Annotated in this window: 15 protein-coding genes and 1 pseudogene; 5 read left to right on the forward strand and 11 right to left on the reverse strand. The window is 71.7% G+C overall.

Annotated features, from left to right (window positions below; all coding sequences use genetic code 11):
• Nucleotides 1–128: 128 nt before the first annotated feature.
• Both JHD63_RS13220 and JHD63_RS13225 read left to right on the forward strand, forming a co-directional pair.
• Nucleotides 129–665: pseudogene (locus JHD63_RS13220) on the forward strand (MFS transporter); the annotation flags it as partial.
• Between the two features lie 136 nt (nucleotides 666–801).
• Nucleotides 802–1,281 (forward strand): GNAT family N-acetyltransferase, encoded by a 480-nt coding sequence (locus JHD63_RS13225; protein WP_233168099.1) that lies wholly within the window; start codon nucleotides 802–804, stop codon nucleotides 1,279–1,281.
• Between the two features lie 149 nt (nucleotides 1,282–1,430).
• Here the strand turns inward: JHD63_RS13225 and thiL are convergent, their stop codons facing one another.
• The gene (gene thiL, locus JHD63_RS13230) at nucleotides 1,431–2,405 is read right to left on the reverse strand and encodes a thiamine-phosphate kinase (RefSeq protein WP_198971202.1); all 975 of its coding nucleotides are present in this window, start codon (nucleotides 2,403–2,405) and stop codon (nucleotides 1,431–1,433) included.
• A 39-nt stretch (nucleotides 2,406–2,444) separates the two neighbouring features.
• Complete coding sequence (locus tag JHD63_RS13235; protein WP_198971203.1) at nucleotides 2,445–3,386, reverse strand: LysR family transcriptional regulator; 942 nt, start codon at nucleotides 3,384–3,386, stop codon at nucleotides 2,445–2,447.
• A 122-nt stretch (nucleotides 3,387–3,508) separates the two neighbouring features.
• Here JHD63_RS13235 and JHD63_RS13240 point away from each other — a divergent pair, with 122 nt between their 5' ends.
• Genes JHD63_RS13240 through JHD63_RS13250 form a run of 3 tightly spaced genes read left to right on the forward strand, consistent with a single transcriptional unit; the run spans nucleotide 3,509 to nucleotide 6,045 of the window.
• The gene (locus JHD63_RS13240; RefSeq protein WP_198971204.1) at nucleotides 3,509–4,423 is read left to right on the forward strand and encodes an NAD(P)-dependent oxidoreductase; all 915 of its coding nucleotides are present in this window, start codon (nucleotides 3,509–3,511) and stop codon (nucleotides 4,421–4,423) included.
• A 55-nt stretch (nucleotides 4,424–4,478) separates the two neighbouring features.
• The gene (locus JHD63_RS13245) at nucleotides 4,479–5,444 is read left to right on the forward strand and encodes a Bug family tripartite tricarboxylate transporter substrate binding protein (protein WP_198971205.1); all 966 of its coding nucleotides are present in this window, start codon (nucleotides 4,479–4,481) and stop codon (nucleotides 5,442–5,444) included.
• A gap of 19 nt (nucleotides 5,445–5,463) precedes the next feature.
• On the forward strand, nucleotides 5,464–6,045 hold the full coding sequence (locus tag JHD63_RS13250; RefSeq protein WP_198971206.1) for an amino acid synthesis family protein: 582 nt from the start codon (nucleotides 5,464–5,466) through the stop codon (nucleotides 6,043–6,045).
• A gap of 58 nt (nucleotides 6,046–6,103) precedes the next feature.
• On the opposite strand, the gene JHD63_RS13255 is transcribed toward JHD63_RS13250, so the two are convergent.
• The 9 genes from JHD63_RS13255 to JHD63_RS13295 form a co-directional block, all read right to left on the reverse strand.
• Nucleotides 6,104–7,153, reverse strand: a complete 1,050-nt coding sequence (locus tag JHD63_RS13255; protein ID WP_370590504.1) for a pirin family protein — start codon at nucleotides 7,151–7,153, stop codon at nucleotides 6,104–6,106.
• 133 nt (nucleotides 7,154–7,286) lie between these two features.
• Entirely contained in the window at nucleotides 7,287–7,550 is a 264-nt protein-coding gene (locus tag JHD63_RS13260; RefSeq protein ID WP_198971208.1) for a hypothetical protein, read from the reverse strand.
• Nucleotides 7,551–7,563: 13 nt separating this feature from the next.
• Nucleotides 7,564–8,268 (reverse strand): glutathione S-transferase N-terminal domain-containing protein, encoded by a 705-nt coding sequence (locus tag JHD63_RS13265; protein WP_198971209.1) that lies wholly within the window; start codon nucleotides 8,266–8,268, stop codon nucleotides 7,564–7,566.
• A 90-nt stretch (nucleotides 8,269–8,358) separates the two neighbouring features.
• Nucleotides 8,359–8,847, reverse strand: coding sequence for a GNAT family N-acetyltransferase (locus tag JHD63_RS13270; RefSeq protein WP_370590505.1), 489 nt, complete (start codon nucleotides 8,845–8,847; stop codon nucleotides 8,359–8,361).
• Nucleotides 8,848–9,120: 273 nt separating this feature from the next.
• Nucleotides 9,121–10,041 (reverse strand): SMP-30/gluconolactonase/LRE family protein, encoded by a 921-nt coding sequence (locus tag JHD63_RS13275; protein WP_198971210.1) that lies wholly within the window; start codon nucleotides 10,039–10,041, stop codon nucleotides 9,121–9,123.
• 5 nt (nucleotides 10,042–10,046) lie between these two features.
• On the reverse strand, nucleotides 10,047–10,892 hold the full coding sequence (locus JHD63_RS13280; protein WP_198971211.1) for a citryl-CoA lyase: 846 nt from the start codon (nucleotides 10,890–10,892) through the stop codon (nucleotides 10,047–10,049).
• Nucleotides 10,889–12,091, reverse strand: a complete 1,203-nt coding sequence (locus tag JHD63_RS13285; RefSeq protein ID WP_198971212.1) for a CaiB/BaiF CoA transferase family protein — start codon at nucleotides 12,089–12,091, stop codon at nucleotides 10,889–10,891. Before JHD63_RS13285 ends, JHD63_RS13280 begins: the two co-directional genes overlap by 4 nt.
• Nucleotides 12,092–12,137: 46 nt before the next feature.
• Nucleotides 12,138–13,109: a tripartite tricarboxylate transporter substrate binding protein gene (locus JHD63_RS13290; RefSeq protein ID WP_198971213.1), complete on the reverse strand. Its 972-nt coding sequence runs from the start codon at nucleotides 13,107–13,109 to the stop codon at nucleotides 12,138–12,140.
• Nucleotides 13,110–13,147: 38 nt separating this feature from the next.
• Entirely contained in the window at nucleotides 13,148–14,131 is a 984-nt protein-coding gene (locus tag JHD63_RS13295; RefSeq protein ID WP_198971214.1) for a Bug family tripartite tricarboxylate transporter substrate binding protein, read from the reverse strand.
• Between the last annotated feature and the right edge of the window lie 140 nt (nucleotides 14,132–14,271).

The raw sequence follows: 14,271 nt of genomic DNA on the forward strand, positions 1-14,271 counted from the left end.
CCCCCCCCCCCCCCCCCCCCCCCCCCCCCCCCCCCCCCCCCCCCCCCCCCCCCCTTTTCAAGCAGAAGACGGCATACGCGATTTCCTGTACGGTCTCGTGGGCTCGGAGATGTGTATAAGAGACAGATTTCCTGCAGGCGCTGCACGGCCATGCGCCGCTCACCGCGGGCTACATGACCGCGGCCATGGCCGGTGGCTGGAGCCTGGGCTCGCTGCTGTCCTCGGGCCGCAGCGGTGCGGCGGCATCCCGCTGGCTGCGCGCCGGGCCGCTGATGTGCGTGGCCTGCCTGGCGGCGCTGGCGTTGCTGGTGCCGCTGGGAGGGGGCTGGCCCCTGGGCGTGAGCACCGTGCTGGTGGCCGTGGCCCTGGCCGCCGTGGGCCTGGGCGTGGGCGTCGGCTGGCCGCATCTGCTGACCCGGGTGCTGGCATTGGCGCCCGCCGGCGAGGAAGGCACGGCCTCTGCCGCCATCACCACCGTGCAGCTCTACGGCATGGCACTGGGTGCCGCCGTGGCCGGGCTGGTGGCGAACGCCGCCGGCCTGGCCGAGCCCGGCGGCGCGCCGCACGCCGCGGCCTGGCTGTTCGGCGGCTTCGCCCTGGCGCCGCTGCTGGCGGCGTGGCTGGCTCTGCGCGTCACGGTGGGCAGGGATCTCGCGGGGCGCTGATGCCGACCCCACGGTTGCTGCCGGCCGCGTTCGACTCCCGGACCCGCGCACCTCGCGCGCGGGCCGAACACAGGCGAGTTCGTCTGCGCCACCTGCATGTCGAGGGCCAGACTCCTGCCTTTGACAGAATGCGGCCATGACCAACGCCCACATGCCCATGGACATACGCAGGGCCGTGCCTGCCGACGCCCAGGCCATCAGCGCACTGATTCTCTCGCTCGCCCACCATTTCCTTGCCAGGGTGGACGGCGCGGGTGCCGACGCATTCCTGGCAGCGCTCCAGCCTGCCGGCATCGAGCGCAACCTCGGGAACAAGGAGCTGGAGTACTACGTCGGCATGGCCGCAGGCGCGTTGGCGGGAGTCGTCGCGGTCCGTCGTGGGACGCACCTGTTCCATCTCTTCGTCGATCCGGCATTCCAGAGGCGGGGCGTCGCGCGCGCGCTGTGGACCCACGTGGCGACCGCGCAGGGATGGCGCGGCGCCTCGGCGGCGGTCACCGTCAACTCGACCCCATTTGCCCAGCCGTTCTACGAGAGCGTCGGCTTCCGGGCTGCGGGCCCTCGCGTGGAGACGAACGGCATTGCCTTCATCCCGATGCGGCTCGTGCCTGCGTGAACGGCCGGCGCGCGGCACGCCCGGCGCGCAGCTCCAAGCCCTTGGTGGCCGCGCGTGCAGGCGTGTGCCTGCTCATGGCCGACACCTTCGCCTTCGGCTGGGCGCGCACCGATACGGGATACGGACTCCAGGGGCAAGGTCGCTCTCACTCACCGAAAGTGATCAAACGCCCCGAACCCCCCCTCCACCGGCGCGCCCTCCGCATCCACCAGCCGCACACCGGTCTCGGCCTCGATCCAGCCGATGCGCGTCACCGGGGTGCCGCTCGCCGCGCCTGCTGCCTCCACCCGGTCGCTGGCCTCCGGCGGCGCGGTGAAGGCCAGTTCGTAGTCGTCGCCGCCGGCCAGCACGAACTCCAGCCGTTTTTCCGAAGGAAAAACGCCTGTAGCCCAGGCATCGCATCGGCATGCAGCTATTAATTTTGTAGCAACCAGGGTGTCGATCACGGCGCCGGCATTGCTGGCGCGCAGCACGTGGCCCAGATCGCCGAGCAGGCCGTCGCTGATGTCGACCGCGCTGGTGGCGATGCCGCGCAGGGCCTGGCCCAGGGCGACGCGGGGGGTGGGGGTTTCCATGCGCAGGCGCGCGGCCTCGAACACTTCGGCCGGCGCGGCCAGCGTGCCGCGGAACACTTCCAGCGCCAGCCGCGCATCGCCCAGCGTGCCGCTGACCCACAGGTCGTCGCCGGGGCGCGCGCCGCTGCGCAGCAGGGCCTGGCCGGTGGGGACTTCGCCGAACACGGTGATGCAGATGGTGAGCGGCCCGCGCGTGGTGTCGCCGCCCACCAGCTCGCAGCCGTGCGCATCGGCCAGCGCCAGCAGCCCGCGCGAGAAGCCGGCGAGCCAGGTCTCGTCCACATAGGGCAGTGACAGCGCGAGCGTGAAGGCCAGCGGCTGGGCGCCGCAGGCGGCGAGGTCGCTCAGGTTCACCGCCAGCGCCTTGTGGCCCAGGCGCGCCGGGTCCACGGTGGAGAGGAAGTGCCGGCCTTCGACCAGCATGTCGGTGGACACGGCCAGCTGCATGCCGGGGCCGGGCGCCAGCAGCGCGCAGTCGTCGCCCCCGCCCAGCGGCGAGCGCATGGCGGGGCGGTGGAAGTATTTCTTGATGAGGTCGAATTCACCCATGGGGTCGGAGCGCGCGGTGCAAAGTGCCGAGGATAGTCTTCAGGCCACGGCGCTTCTGGTTTTGGCCGTGCCAGTGAGCGCGCGCCCCTCGGCCCGTGCATGCTCCTTCAGCAGCTGCGTGAAGGCGCGCGCCTGCCGGCTGGGGCGGTCGAAGCGCGAGCGCACCAGGCTCAGCGTGAGCGGGATCACCTCCTGCAGCGGGCGCACGGCGATGCCGGGCCAGCCGCCCGTGCCGACGGAGAACTCGTCCACGATGGCCACGCCGACGCCGACGCCGGCGCGCACCAGGGCGCAGGCCAGCTCGGCGCGCTCGATGTCCACCGTGGCGCGCCATTCCACGCCCGCGCGCTGGAAGGCCGCGGCCACCAACTGGCCAAAGGGGATGTTGCGGCTGTAGAGCACCAGCGGGTGCGCGGCCAGCTCGGCCAGGCCCACCGTGGGCTGCGCCGCCAGCCCGTGGCCGGCGGGCAGGATGCAGACCATGCGGCCCGAGGCAAAGGGCTCGACCACCAGGTTGGCGTGGTCGATGGGCAGCACCGACACCGCCAGCTCGGCCTTGCGGCCCAGCAGTTCGTGCGCCATCTCCGACAGCAGGGCGGTGTAGTAGCGCAGCCGCACCTCGGCATGGGTCTGCAGGAAGCGCGCGATCACCGGCGGCGTGAAATTCAGCGCCAGGCTGGGGCTGGTGCAGAGCGTGAGCGCGCCCTGCGGCCGGGCGGCGAGGTCGCGCGCGAACTCGTCCACGCGCAGCGCCTCTTCGTACAGCGGGCCGACCTCGCGGTACAGGCGCTCGGCCTCGGCCGTGGGCGTGAGCTTGCCTTTGTCGCGCTCGAACAGCTTCAGGCCCAGGCTCTGCTCGGTGTAGGCGATCAGGCGGCTGATGGCCGGCTGCGACACGAACAGCAGGCGCGCCGCGCCGTTCATCGAGCCGGTCAGCATGACCGCCCGGAAGACTTCCATCTGTCGCAGCTTGAATCGCATGGAAAAAAGGGGCTGTGCCGATAACCATTCATTATTAGGCACGGCCATATGCGAATAGCCGGCTATCGGCCAGCTGGCCTACCATCCGCAGCGATTCGTGAACGAGTGCATAAGGAGACTGCATGGCTTTGAAGGTGGGCTTCGTGGGCATGGGAATGATGGGCCTCCCGATGCTGGAGAACCTGGCGGGCGCGCCGGGCCTGGACATCCGCGCCTACGACCGCGACACGGCCGCGCTGCAGCCGCTGCAAGGCCACGCTGCCTGGGGCCGCATGCTGCAGGCGGCGGCCACGCTGGCCGACCTGGCAGACCGCGAGATGGTCATCACCATGCTGCCCAACAGCGCCATCACCAATGCGGTGGTGGGCGGCACGCCGGGCCAGCCCGGGCTGGCGGACGTGCTGGCGCCGGGCGCGGTGGTGGTGGACATGGGCTCGTCCAACCCGGCCGACACGCTGGCGCTGGCGCAGCGGCTGGAGCAGGCCGGGCTGGCGCTGGCGGATGCGCCGGTGTCCGGCGCGGTGGCCAAGGCGCGCAGCGGCAGCCTGGCCATCATGGTCGGCGGCGCAGATGCGGTGGTGGCGCGCGTGCAGCCGCTGCTGGCGCACATGGGCAGCACGCTGATCCGTACCGGCAAGGTCGGCTCGGCGCACGCCATGAAGGCGCTCAACAACTACGTCTACGCCGCCGGCCTGCTGGCCACGTCCGAGGCGCTGCTGATCGCCGAGGCGATGGCGCTGGACACGGAGGTCTTTGCCGAGGTGCTCAACGCCTCCAGCGGCCGCAACGTGGCCACCGAGACCAAGCTGCGGCAGTTCCTGCTGCCGCGCAGCTTCAAGGGCGGCTTCGCGCTGCGCCTGCAGGCCAAGGACATCGCCACGGCCCACGGGCTGCAGGACCTGGCCGGCGTACAGGCGCCGCAGCTGGCGCTGTGCCATGCGCTGTGGCAGGACGCGGCGCAGGCGCTGGAGCCCGGCGCGGACAACACCGAGATCTACCGCTTTCTCGAACAGCGCCAGGCCGCAGTGCCGGCGTAGGCGGCCCGTGCGCCTTCAGGGGCGCGGCCGCCCGCAAATCCAAGGAGACAATGACATGAACCGACGCACGCTTGCCACTGCCGTGCTGGCCCTGCTGGCCTGCACCGGCGCCGCCGCCCAGGGCGGCAGCTACCCGGACCGCCCCATCCGCCTGATCGTGCCCTTCCCGGCCGGCAGCATCACCGACGTGGTGGCGCGCAGCCTGGCCGAGCCCATGTCGCTCGACCTGGGCCAGGCCTTCATCATCGACAACAAGCCCGGTGCCAACGGCATCATCGGCACCCAGGCCGCGGCGCAGAGCAAGCCCGACGGCTACACGCTGGTGGTGGTAGGCGTCACCACCGCGGCCAGCAACGTCAGCCTGTTCAAGAAGCTGCCCTACGACCCGGCCAAGGACCTGGCGCCGATCGGCGGCGTGGCCGAGACGCCCTACCTGCTGGTGGGCTCGCACGAGACGCCCGGCAAGACGGTGGGCGAGCTGTTCGCCTGGGGCCGCCAGCACCCGGGCAAGCTCACCTACGCCTATGGCTCGGGCAGCGCCCAGGTGTTCGGCGCCAAGCTGGCGCACATGGGACGCATGGAGGTCACGCCCGTGTCCTACCGCGGCGGCCCGCAGGCCCTGACCGACGTCATGAGCAACCAGGTCAACCTGACCTTCACCGACTTCGCCAACGGCCTGCAGCAGGCCAAGGCCGGCCGCGTCAAGGTCTATGGCGTGAGCACGCGCGAGCGCTTCGCGCTGGCCACCGACCTGCCCACGCTTCAGGAGAGCGGCGCGCCGGGTTTCGATCTCACGGTATGGTTCGGGCTGATGGCTCCGGCCGGCCTGCCGCCGGAGACCACGCAGCGCCTGTCCGCCTCGCTGGACAAGGCGCTGGCGACCGACGAGCTGGTCAAGCGCTTCGCGGCGCAGGGCCTGTCGGTCAAGTTGCAGAAGCCCGCGCCCTTTGGCGACTTCGTGAAGAGCGAAATCGCCAAGTGGGCCGGCATCGTCAAGGAAGTGGGCATCCAGCCCGAATGAAGCACCACGGAAGACCGCCATGTCCCTCATCGAGATCCGCAAGCGCAGCCTCACCATCGAGACCACCTACCACGAGGGCGGCCCGGCCCCGGCCACGCCGCTGAAGCTGGCCGCCGCCTGCGCCGTCATCCGCAACCCCTACGCCGGGCGCTACGAGCCCGACCTGCTGCCCTTCATGGCCGAGCTGCGCACGCTGGGCACCACGCTGGCCACCGAGCTGGTCGATGCGCTGGGCGGCAAGGACCGGATCGAGGTCTACAGCAAGGCCGCCATCGTCGGCCTGGAGGGCGAGATGGAGCACGGCGCGGTGTGGCACGAGGCCGGTGGCTGGGCCATGCGCACGGTGCTGGGCGAGCCCAAGGCCATGGTCCCGGCCAACAAGGCCGTGGCCGTGGCCGGCTACCGCATGATGGTGCCGGTGCACTACATCCACGCCTGCTACGTGCGCAGCCACTTCAACAGCATCGAGATCGGCATCCAGGACGCGCCGCGGCCCCGGGAGATACTGTTTGCGCTGGTCATGGGCACCGGTGGGCGCGTGCATTCGCGCCTGGGCGGGCTGCTCAAGGAGAACGTCGCGGTGCACGACGGGCAGCGCTGAGCCGGACGTCGCGAAGCAGGGGCTGCGCACAGGCCGCCCGGCCCCGCCAGGGCCAAGCTCAGCCGCCGGCGGCCACTTCCTGCGGGCGTTCCTCGCGCCCGTCCGGGTGCCGCGCGAAGCGCGCCGGGTCGCGGCCGTGCACCGGAGCTTCTCCGGCAAAGGGCCAGCCGCCGAACTGGGTGCGGCGGTAGTCGTCCACGGTCTGGCGGATCTCGGCCTGGGTGTTCATCACGAAGGGGCCGTGCTGCACCACGGGTTCGCCGATCGGGCGGCCCTGCAGCAGCAGGAATTCGGCCTCCCGCGTGCCGGTGTTGTGCAGTTCCACCGCCGCGTCGGCGCGCAGCGCGATGGCGGCATGCGCGGCCACGGGCTGGCCGGCGACCGTTACCGCATCGCCCTTGAAGAAGTAGAGCCGGCGGTGGCTGCCTGTCCGGGCGGCGGGCAGCGTCCAGCACGCGCCGGGGTCCATGCGCAGGGTCCAGATGGCGACGTCGGCCGTGGCCTGCGCGGCCCAGGAGTCGGGCGGCGGCGGCAGCGGTTCGGCGGCCGATGGCAGGCGGCCGGCGATCACCGCCACCTCGGTGCCGCGGCCTTGGTCGTCCGTGGCGACGAGGCGCGGGATGTCCTGCGACCACAGCATGGTGAAGTGCGGCGGCGCCATCTTGGAGGCGGCCGGCAGGTTGAGCCAGATCTGGAACAGCTCCAGCGGGTTGTCGCGCTCCTGCTCCAGCAGCGGGAACATCTCGGAATGCACCACGCCCCGGCCGGCGGTGAGCCACTGCACGTCGCCACGGCCGAAGCGCGCGGTGGCGCCGAGCGAGTCGGAGTGGTCGATCAGCCCCTTGCGCACGATGGTCACCGTCTCGAAGCCGCGGTGCGGGTGCGCCGGAAAGCCCGGCACCGTCTGCCCGTGGTACATGCTCCAGCCGTCCTTGCGGCTGAAATCCTGGCCCAGCGCGCGGCCGGCCAGCGAGGCCTGCGGGCCCATCTGCGCGTTGGCGCGCGGGTAGGCGTCGTCGTGGTAGACGCAGAACAGGAACGGATCCACGGTTTCCCACGGAAAGCCCAGGGGCTGGATCTTGAGAATTGGGCTGGGTGCGTGCGACACGGCGGGGCCTTTCAAAGGACGAAGGTGGGCCCGGCCTGCGGGGTTTCAATGTCCTGCCTGTGGCCCCCTGGGTGCTGGATTCCTGGTGAAAAGTGCCTGAAGCCCAGTCAATACCTGGGATTTAAGCTATCGATTATGTAGCGAGCTGGCGCCCCACCACCGACCAGCCCGCATGCAGGTTGGCCTTGTCGTTCTCGTACTCCCAGGCCGTGCCGCAGCGGTCGCAGCGGTAGCGGGTGATGGTCACCAGGCCATGCTCGCGCTCTTCCTTGCGGTTGCCGCCCTGGACCAGCTCGGCGTGCCCCGGCGCGCGGCGCCAGTTGCGCTGGATGCCGGCGCAGGATGCGCACAGCTCCATCTTCTTCAGTTCGTTCTGCCGGGCCAGGTCCTTGCTCATGGTGCCCACCTGCTCAGCCGCGCTTCGGGATCGCCAGCCCGCGCACCACCGCCGGCCGCGCCACGAAGGCCGCCAGCGCGCGCTGCACGTTCGTGAAGTCGTCGAAGCCGACCAGCTCGCCCGCCTCGTAGAAGCCGACCAGGTTGCGCACCCAGGGAAACACGGCGATGTCGGCGATGGTGTATTCGCCGCCCATGATCCAGTCGCGGCCCTGCAGGCGCTGCTCCAGCACGGCCAGCAGGCGCCGGGATTCGGCGGCGTAGCGGTCGCGCGGGCGCTTGTCCTCGTAGTCCTTGCCGGCGAATTTGTGGAAGAAACCCAGTTGCCCGAACATCGGGCCGACGCCGCCCATCTGCCACATGAGCCATTGCAGCGTCTCGTAGCGCGCGGCGTCTTCGGCCGGCAGCAGGCGGCCGGTCTTGCCCGCGAGGTAGACCAGGATCGCGCCGGACTCGAACAGCGCCAGCGGCTGGCCGCCCGGCCCGTGCGGATCGACGATGGCCGGGATCTTGTTGTTCGGGTTGAGCGACAGGAATTCGGGCGAGTTCTGGTCGTTGGTGGCGAAGTCGACCAGGTGCGCCTCATAGGGCAGGCCGGTCTCCTCCAGCATGATCGACACCTTCACGCCGTTGGGCGTGGGCAGGGAGTAGAGCTGCAGGCGGTCGGGGTGCCGGGCCGGCCACTTGCGGGCCACGGTGAGCGGGCTGGATGCGGGCATGGTGTTGGGAAGTGGTTTGCAAAAAAGGATTGTCGGGCGGGCTATTCTGGCGGCAAAGCGCGCGGGCTGCAGGCGTCTTGCGGCGGCGCGCTACAGGCCCAGCTCGCGCCTGACTTCCGGCCGCACCAGCGCCAGTTCGTCCGGGTGCCGCCGCAGGTAGGCCGCGATGAAGCTGCAGCGGGGCACCACGGTGCGGCCGCTCGCGCGGGCCGCGTCCAGCGCCCCGCGGGCCAGGAAGCCGCCAATGCCCTGGCCTTCATGGTCTGGCGAAACCTCGGTGTGGGTGAAGACGATGCCGTCGCCTTCCAGGCGGTAGTCCACATGGCCCACGGCGACGCCGTCGGCGCGGGCTTCGTAGCGATGGGCGGTGGCGTCGTGGTGGGGCGTGGGCCGGTCCCGGCGCGGTGGCGTCTCGGACAACCGCAGGGCCGGGCCCAGCGCCAGCAGCGCGCCGCAGGCCGCGAGGTAACCCGTGGTGTAGCCGCACAGGGGCGCGAAGACCAGCTTGGGCTGTCCCGCGCCGATGAGGCGGCCCTGCGGCCGACGGCGGCCCGCACCGCCTCGGGCGTGCTCTCGCACTGCAGCACGTCCAGCACGCGCTGCGACAGGTGCGGCAGGTTCAGGTGCGGCAGGAACCAGCGGCCGCCGCGCTGCTGCCACAGGTCGTTGGCCGCCACGCCGACGGCCGCCAGCACGGCGGCGGTGGTGTCGCCCACGCGAAAGGGCGTGGGATGGAACGGGTCGCGGCCCTGCACCGTGGCTTCGCCCGCTGCCACCGGGCCCTGGCCGCGCAGGGCCATCAGCTCGCCGAAGGCGGGGCTGGAACGGCCTGTCTCTGCCATGGTGGCGGTTTCAGCTATGGGAGTAGAGGGCGGCGCCCGGCGCCGGCAGGTCGGCCTGCAGCACGGTGCCGGTGGCCGACTCGGTCAGCACCAGCGTGCGACAGCCGGGGCGGAAGGCGGCGTTGGTCACGGTGCCGCCGGTGGGGCTGCGCACGAAGTGCGTGGTCCAGCCGCGCGCGTCCAGCACGAAGGCGCCGCCCAGGCTGGCATGGGCCACCACCAGCCGGTCTTGCGCATCCAGTGCCAGCCCGTCCGGGCCGCTGGTGCCGAAGAAGGTCTGGAAGGCGCCGACCTTGGACACCGAGCCGTCGGCCAGCAGCGGCATGCGCCAGACGGCGTTGGCGCGGGTGGCGGCCACGTACAGAAAGCGCTGGTGCAGGTCCAGCGCGATGCCGTTGGGGCTGGGCACGTTGGCCAGCAGCAGGTCCAGCCGGCCGTCGCTGCGCAGCCGGTAGACGCGGCCGCTCGGGTCGTGCAGGCCGGTCTGGCCCTGGTCGGTGAAGTACAGGTTGCCTTGCGCGTCGAAAGTGAGGTCGTTCAGGCCTTTGAAGCCTTCCGAGTTGCGGTGGCCCAGTACTGTGTCCACGGCCCCGCTGGCGGCATCCACGCGCAGCAGGCCGCGCCGGTAGTCGGCCACCCACAGGCTGCCGTCGCGGTGGATGGCGATGCCGTTGGGCCAGCCGCCGGTCTCGGCCACCAATTGCCACTGCAACTGCGGCGTGACACGGAAGATGCGGCCGTGCGGGATGTCGGTGAGGTAGAGGCTGCCGTCGCGGTCGAAGCTCGGGCCTTCCAGGAAGCAGTCGACCACCTGGCCGGGCTTGTTGGCGTCGGCCCAGTCGCTGCGGCGCGGCAGGCGCAAGGCGTCGGGCAGGCGGGTGAGCACCTGGGCCTCGATGGCCTGCGGCGCGGTGAAGTCCACGTTCCACATGCCGCTCAGTCCTGCCTGGGCACGCTGCGCGGCGCGTGGCCGCTGTAGGTGGGGATGAAGCTGCGCGGCATCGGCCCCTTGTTGCGCCCGCCCTGCTGCGTCTGCTCCCAGGCGTGCGCCAGTATGCCGACCGAGCGCGACAGGCAGAACAGGCCGCGCGCCAGTTCCGGCGCAAAGCCCAGCTCGGCGTAGACCACGGCGGTGGCGCCGTCGATGTTCATGGGGATGCGGCGGCCGCCCTTGCGCGCGGCCAGCACGTCCTCCACGCCGCGGGCGATCCGCGCGAAGCGGCCCGGGACCTCGCCGCGCGCGGCGGCGGCATCGACCAGCGCCAGCAGCGGCGCGCTGCGCGGGTCCACCGGATGGAAGCGGTGGCCGAAGCCGGAGATGAACTTGCCATGCCCGGCGACGAAGTCGTCGAGCGCGGCGCCGGTCGCGTCGGCGGCGGCGGCGCCCGCGTCGATGCGCGCGGCGATGTCCCGGTACAGCCGCACCGCCTGCTCGCCCGCGCCGCCGTGCACGTCGCCCAGCACGTTGACCGCGCTGGCCATGGCGTTGTTCAGGCCCACGCCGCAGGTGGCGGCCATGCGCGCGATGGCGATGCTGGGCGCCTGCGGGCCGTGGTCCACGGCCGCCATCAGCGCCGCATCCAGCAGCCGGGCCTGCGCCGGCGTGGGCAGCTCGCCGCGGGTCATGAGCCAGATCATCTGCGCCAGGCCGACGCCGCCCGCGATCAGCTCCTGTACGGGGTAGCCGCGGTAGCGGATCACGCCGGGCTGCATGTCGATGATGTCGGTGCGCCACCAGTCCTCGCTGGCGATCTGGGCGGCGGGCTTGTCTGTGCTCGTCATACGGCTTGCTCCGATTGCAGTTGCGCGATCTCGTCCGGGCCGTAGCCCAGCTCCGAGAGGATGTCCCGGGTGTGCTGGCCCAGCGTGGGCGGCGGCGTGTCCACGGTGGGTGTCCGGCCGTCGAGCTTGAAGCCGGTGCGCAGCACGCGGATGTCGCGGCCCACGCCGGGGGCGTCGGCAAAACTGCCGACCATGCCGCGCCCGGCGACCTGGGGGTGCGCCAGCGCCTGGGGCACGGTGTAGACCGGTCCGGCCGGCACGCCGGCCTGGTTCAGCAGCGCCCACCATGCCTCGGTACCGCGCGTGGCCATGGCGTCTTCCAGCGCCGCCGTGAGCGCGGCGCGGTGCTGCAGCCGGCCCTGGCGCTCGGCAAAGCGCGGGTCGGTGGCGAGTTCGGGGCGGCCGACGACCCGGCAGACGGCCTCGAACTGCTCCTGCTTGTTGGCCGCGATGTTGAGCAGGCCGTCGGCCGTGCGGAAGGTGCCCGACGGGCTGGCGGTGACGTTGTCGTTGCCCATGGGCAGCGGCGCGCGCCCGGCGATCAGGTGGTTGGACACGGCCCAGCCCATGGTGGCCATGGCGGCTTCCAGCATGGACACGTCGATGAAGCGGCCGCCGGTGCGGCTGCGGTCGGCCAGCGCGCCGGCCACCGCCATCGCCGCGGTCAGGCCGCCGATGGTGTCGGCCACCGGGTAGCCCACGCGGCAGGGCGCGGTATCCGGTGCGCCGGTGATGCTCATCATGCCGGACATGCCCTGGATGATCTGGTCGTAGGCCGGCAGGTCGCGCAGCGGCCCGTCCTGGCCAAAGCCGGAGATGGCGCAGTAGATCAGCCGGGGCTGCTCCTTCAGCAGCTCTTCATAGCCCAGGCCCAGGCGCTGCATCACGCCGGGGCGGAAGTTCTCCACGAGCACGTCGGCGGTGGCCACGAGCCGGCGGAACACGGCCCTGCCCTGCGGCTGCTTGAAGTCGATGGTGATCGAACGCTTGCCCGGGTTCTGCGCCAGGAAGGATACGCCCATGAAGCGGCGGTTCAGCTCCGCATCGGCGCCCAACTGGCGCGCGAGGTCGCCGCCCCGGCGGTTCTCCACCTTGACCACGTCCGCGCCCATGTGGGCCAGTTGGTGGCAGGCGAACGGGCCGGCCAGCACGTTGGTGAGATCGAGCACGCGGATGCCGTGCAGAGGGCGGGTGGTCATGGGGTCGGGAGCGAAAGTCGCATGGGTTGCATCGGGGGCTGCGACGTCAGTCGGGTTTGATGCCGGCCTGCTTGATCACGGCGCTCCAGCGCTCGATTTCGCGATTGACCAGCGCCGTGGCTTCGGCGGGGGTGCTGCCGACTGCGGTCAGGCCCATTTCGTCGATGCGCTTCTTCGCCTCGGGCAGCGACAGCGAGGCGACGATGGCCCTGTGCAGTTTGTCGATGACGGGTGGCGGCGTGCCGGCCGGCGCGCCAAAGCCGACCCAGAAGTCCATGTCCATCCCGGGCAGGCCGGACTCCGCGGCCGAAGGCACGTCGGGCAGCGTCGGGTTGCGCTGCGCGCCGGTGACCATCAGCGCGCGCAGCTTGCCGCTGCGGATGTGGGGCAGGGCGGTGGGTGCCGAGGTGATCAGCGCCTGCACCTGTCCGCTCATGAGATCGGTCAGCACCGCGCCAGCGCCCTTGTAGGGAATGTGCACGATGGCGGTGCCGGTCAGGCTCTTGAACAGCTCGCCCGCCAGATGCGTGTTGGTGCCGTTGCCGCCCGAGCCGTAGTTGAGCCTGCCCGGCTGAGCCTTGGCCAGCGCGATGAATTCCTGCACCGTCTTTGCCGGCACGCCCGGGTTCACCACCAGCACGTGCGGCACCTTGATCGCCGTGGTGATCTGGGCGAAGGCTTTGTGCGGATCGAAGGGCAGGTTGGGGATCAGGCCGGCCGCGATCGCGTAGGACAACTCGATGGTGCACAGCGTGTTGCCATCGGGGTTGGCGCGGGCCACGGCGCCCCAGCCCACCACGCCGCCGGCGCCGGTGCGGTTGTCCACGATCATCGGCGCGCCGGCGCCCGCCGAGGCGAACTGCGCCACCACGCGCGACACCAGGTCGGTGCTGCCACCGGCCGAGAAGGGCACGACGATGGTGATGGGGCGGCCATTCATCTGCGCGCGGCCCAGGGTGGGCGGCAGCAGGGCGGCAGGGGCCAGCGCGAGCGCGCGGCGGGTGCGGTTGGGTTGCATGGATGCCTCCGGGGGGGAATGGGATGGAGCCTGCTCGCTCATTCCGCCGTGGCGCCCGCTGCCTTCACGGCGGCGCCCCAGCGTGCGTATTCGCTTTTCATGAAGGCCGCGAGTTCGGCCGGCGTGCCGCCGCGCGGCGTGGTGCCTTCCTCGCGCAGCCGGGCGATGGTGGCCGGGCGGGCCAGCGCGGCGTTGAAGGCCTGGTTGAGTTGCTGCACCACCTCGGCGGGCGTGCCGGCCGGGGCTACCACGGCCTTCCAGTCCTCGGCGACGAAGCCGGGGTAGCCGGACTCGGCCACCGTCGGCACGTCCGGCAGCAGCGCGGCGCGCTGCGCCGCGGTGACCGCGATGGCGCGCAGCCTGCCGGCCTGGACCATGGCCAGCACGCTGGGCGGCGTGCCGAAGTACAGGTCGGTCTGGCCGCCGAGCAGGTCGGTGATGGCCGGCCCCGCGCCCTTGTAGGGCACGTGGTTGAGTTGCACGCCGGCCTCGCGCGCGAACATGCTGCCGGCCAGGTGGCCGACCGTGCCGTTGCCGGGCGAGGCCATGTTCAGCGGCTGCGCCCTGGCGCGGGCCTTCAGGTCCGCCAGGCTGCGGATCGGCGAATCGGCCCGCACCACCAGCACCACCGGCTGCGAGCCCAGCAGCACCACGGGCGCGAAGTCCTTCAGTGGGTCGAAGGGCAGCTTGCGGTAGAGCGCGGGGTTGATCGCCAGGTTGGAGGTCTGGCCGGTGCCGAGGGTCAGGCCGTCGGGCCGGGCCTTGGCCACCGCGTCGATGCCGATGTTGCCGCCCGCGCCGGGCCGGTTGTCGATCACGATGGACCAGCGCGTGGCCTGCGCCACCTCGTTGGCAATGACGCGGCTCACCACGTCGGTGCCGCCGGCCGGCGGGAACGGCACGATCAGCTTGATCGGCTGCGACGGGTAGCCGCCCTGCGCCCACGCGGCGCTGGCGCCCAGCAGGGCACCGGCACACAGCAGCCGGCGGCGAAGGGGGGACGAGGGGGCGCGGGAAGGCATGGACGTGTCTCCGGGTTGGAAGGAATGGGTGCGGGAAAACAGGGCGGCGCCGGCGGCCCATCGGGCTGCGCCCGTGCCTGCCGGTGGTGCCGACCTGCGCCATGCCGGCATGGCACTCGACGGCCGCCATGTCTCGATTG

Origin of the sequence: Xylophilus sp. ASV27 (genome assembly GCF_016428875.1) — a bacterium.
GTDB lineage: Bacteria > Pseudomonadota > Gammaproteobacteria > Burkholderiales > Burkholderiaceae_C > Xylophilus.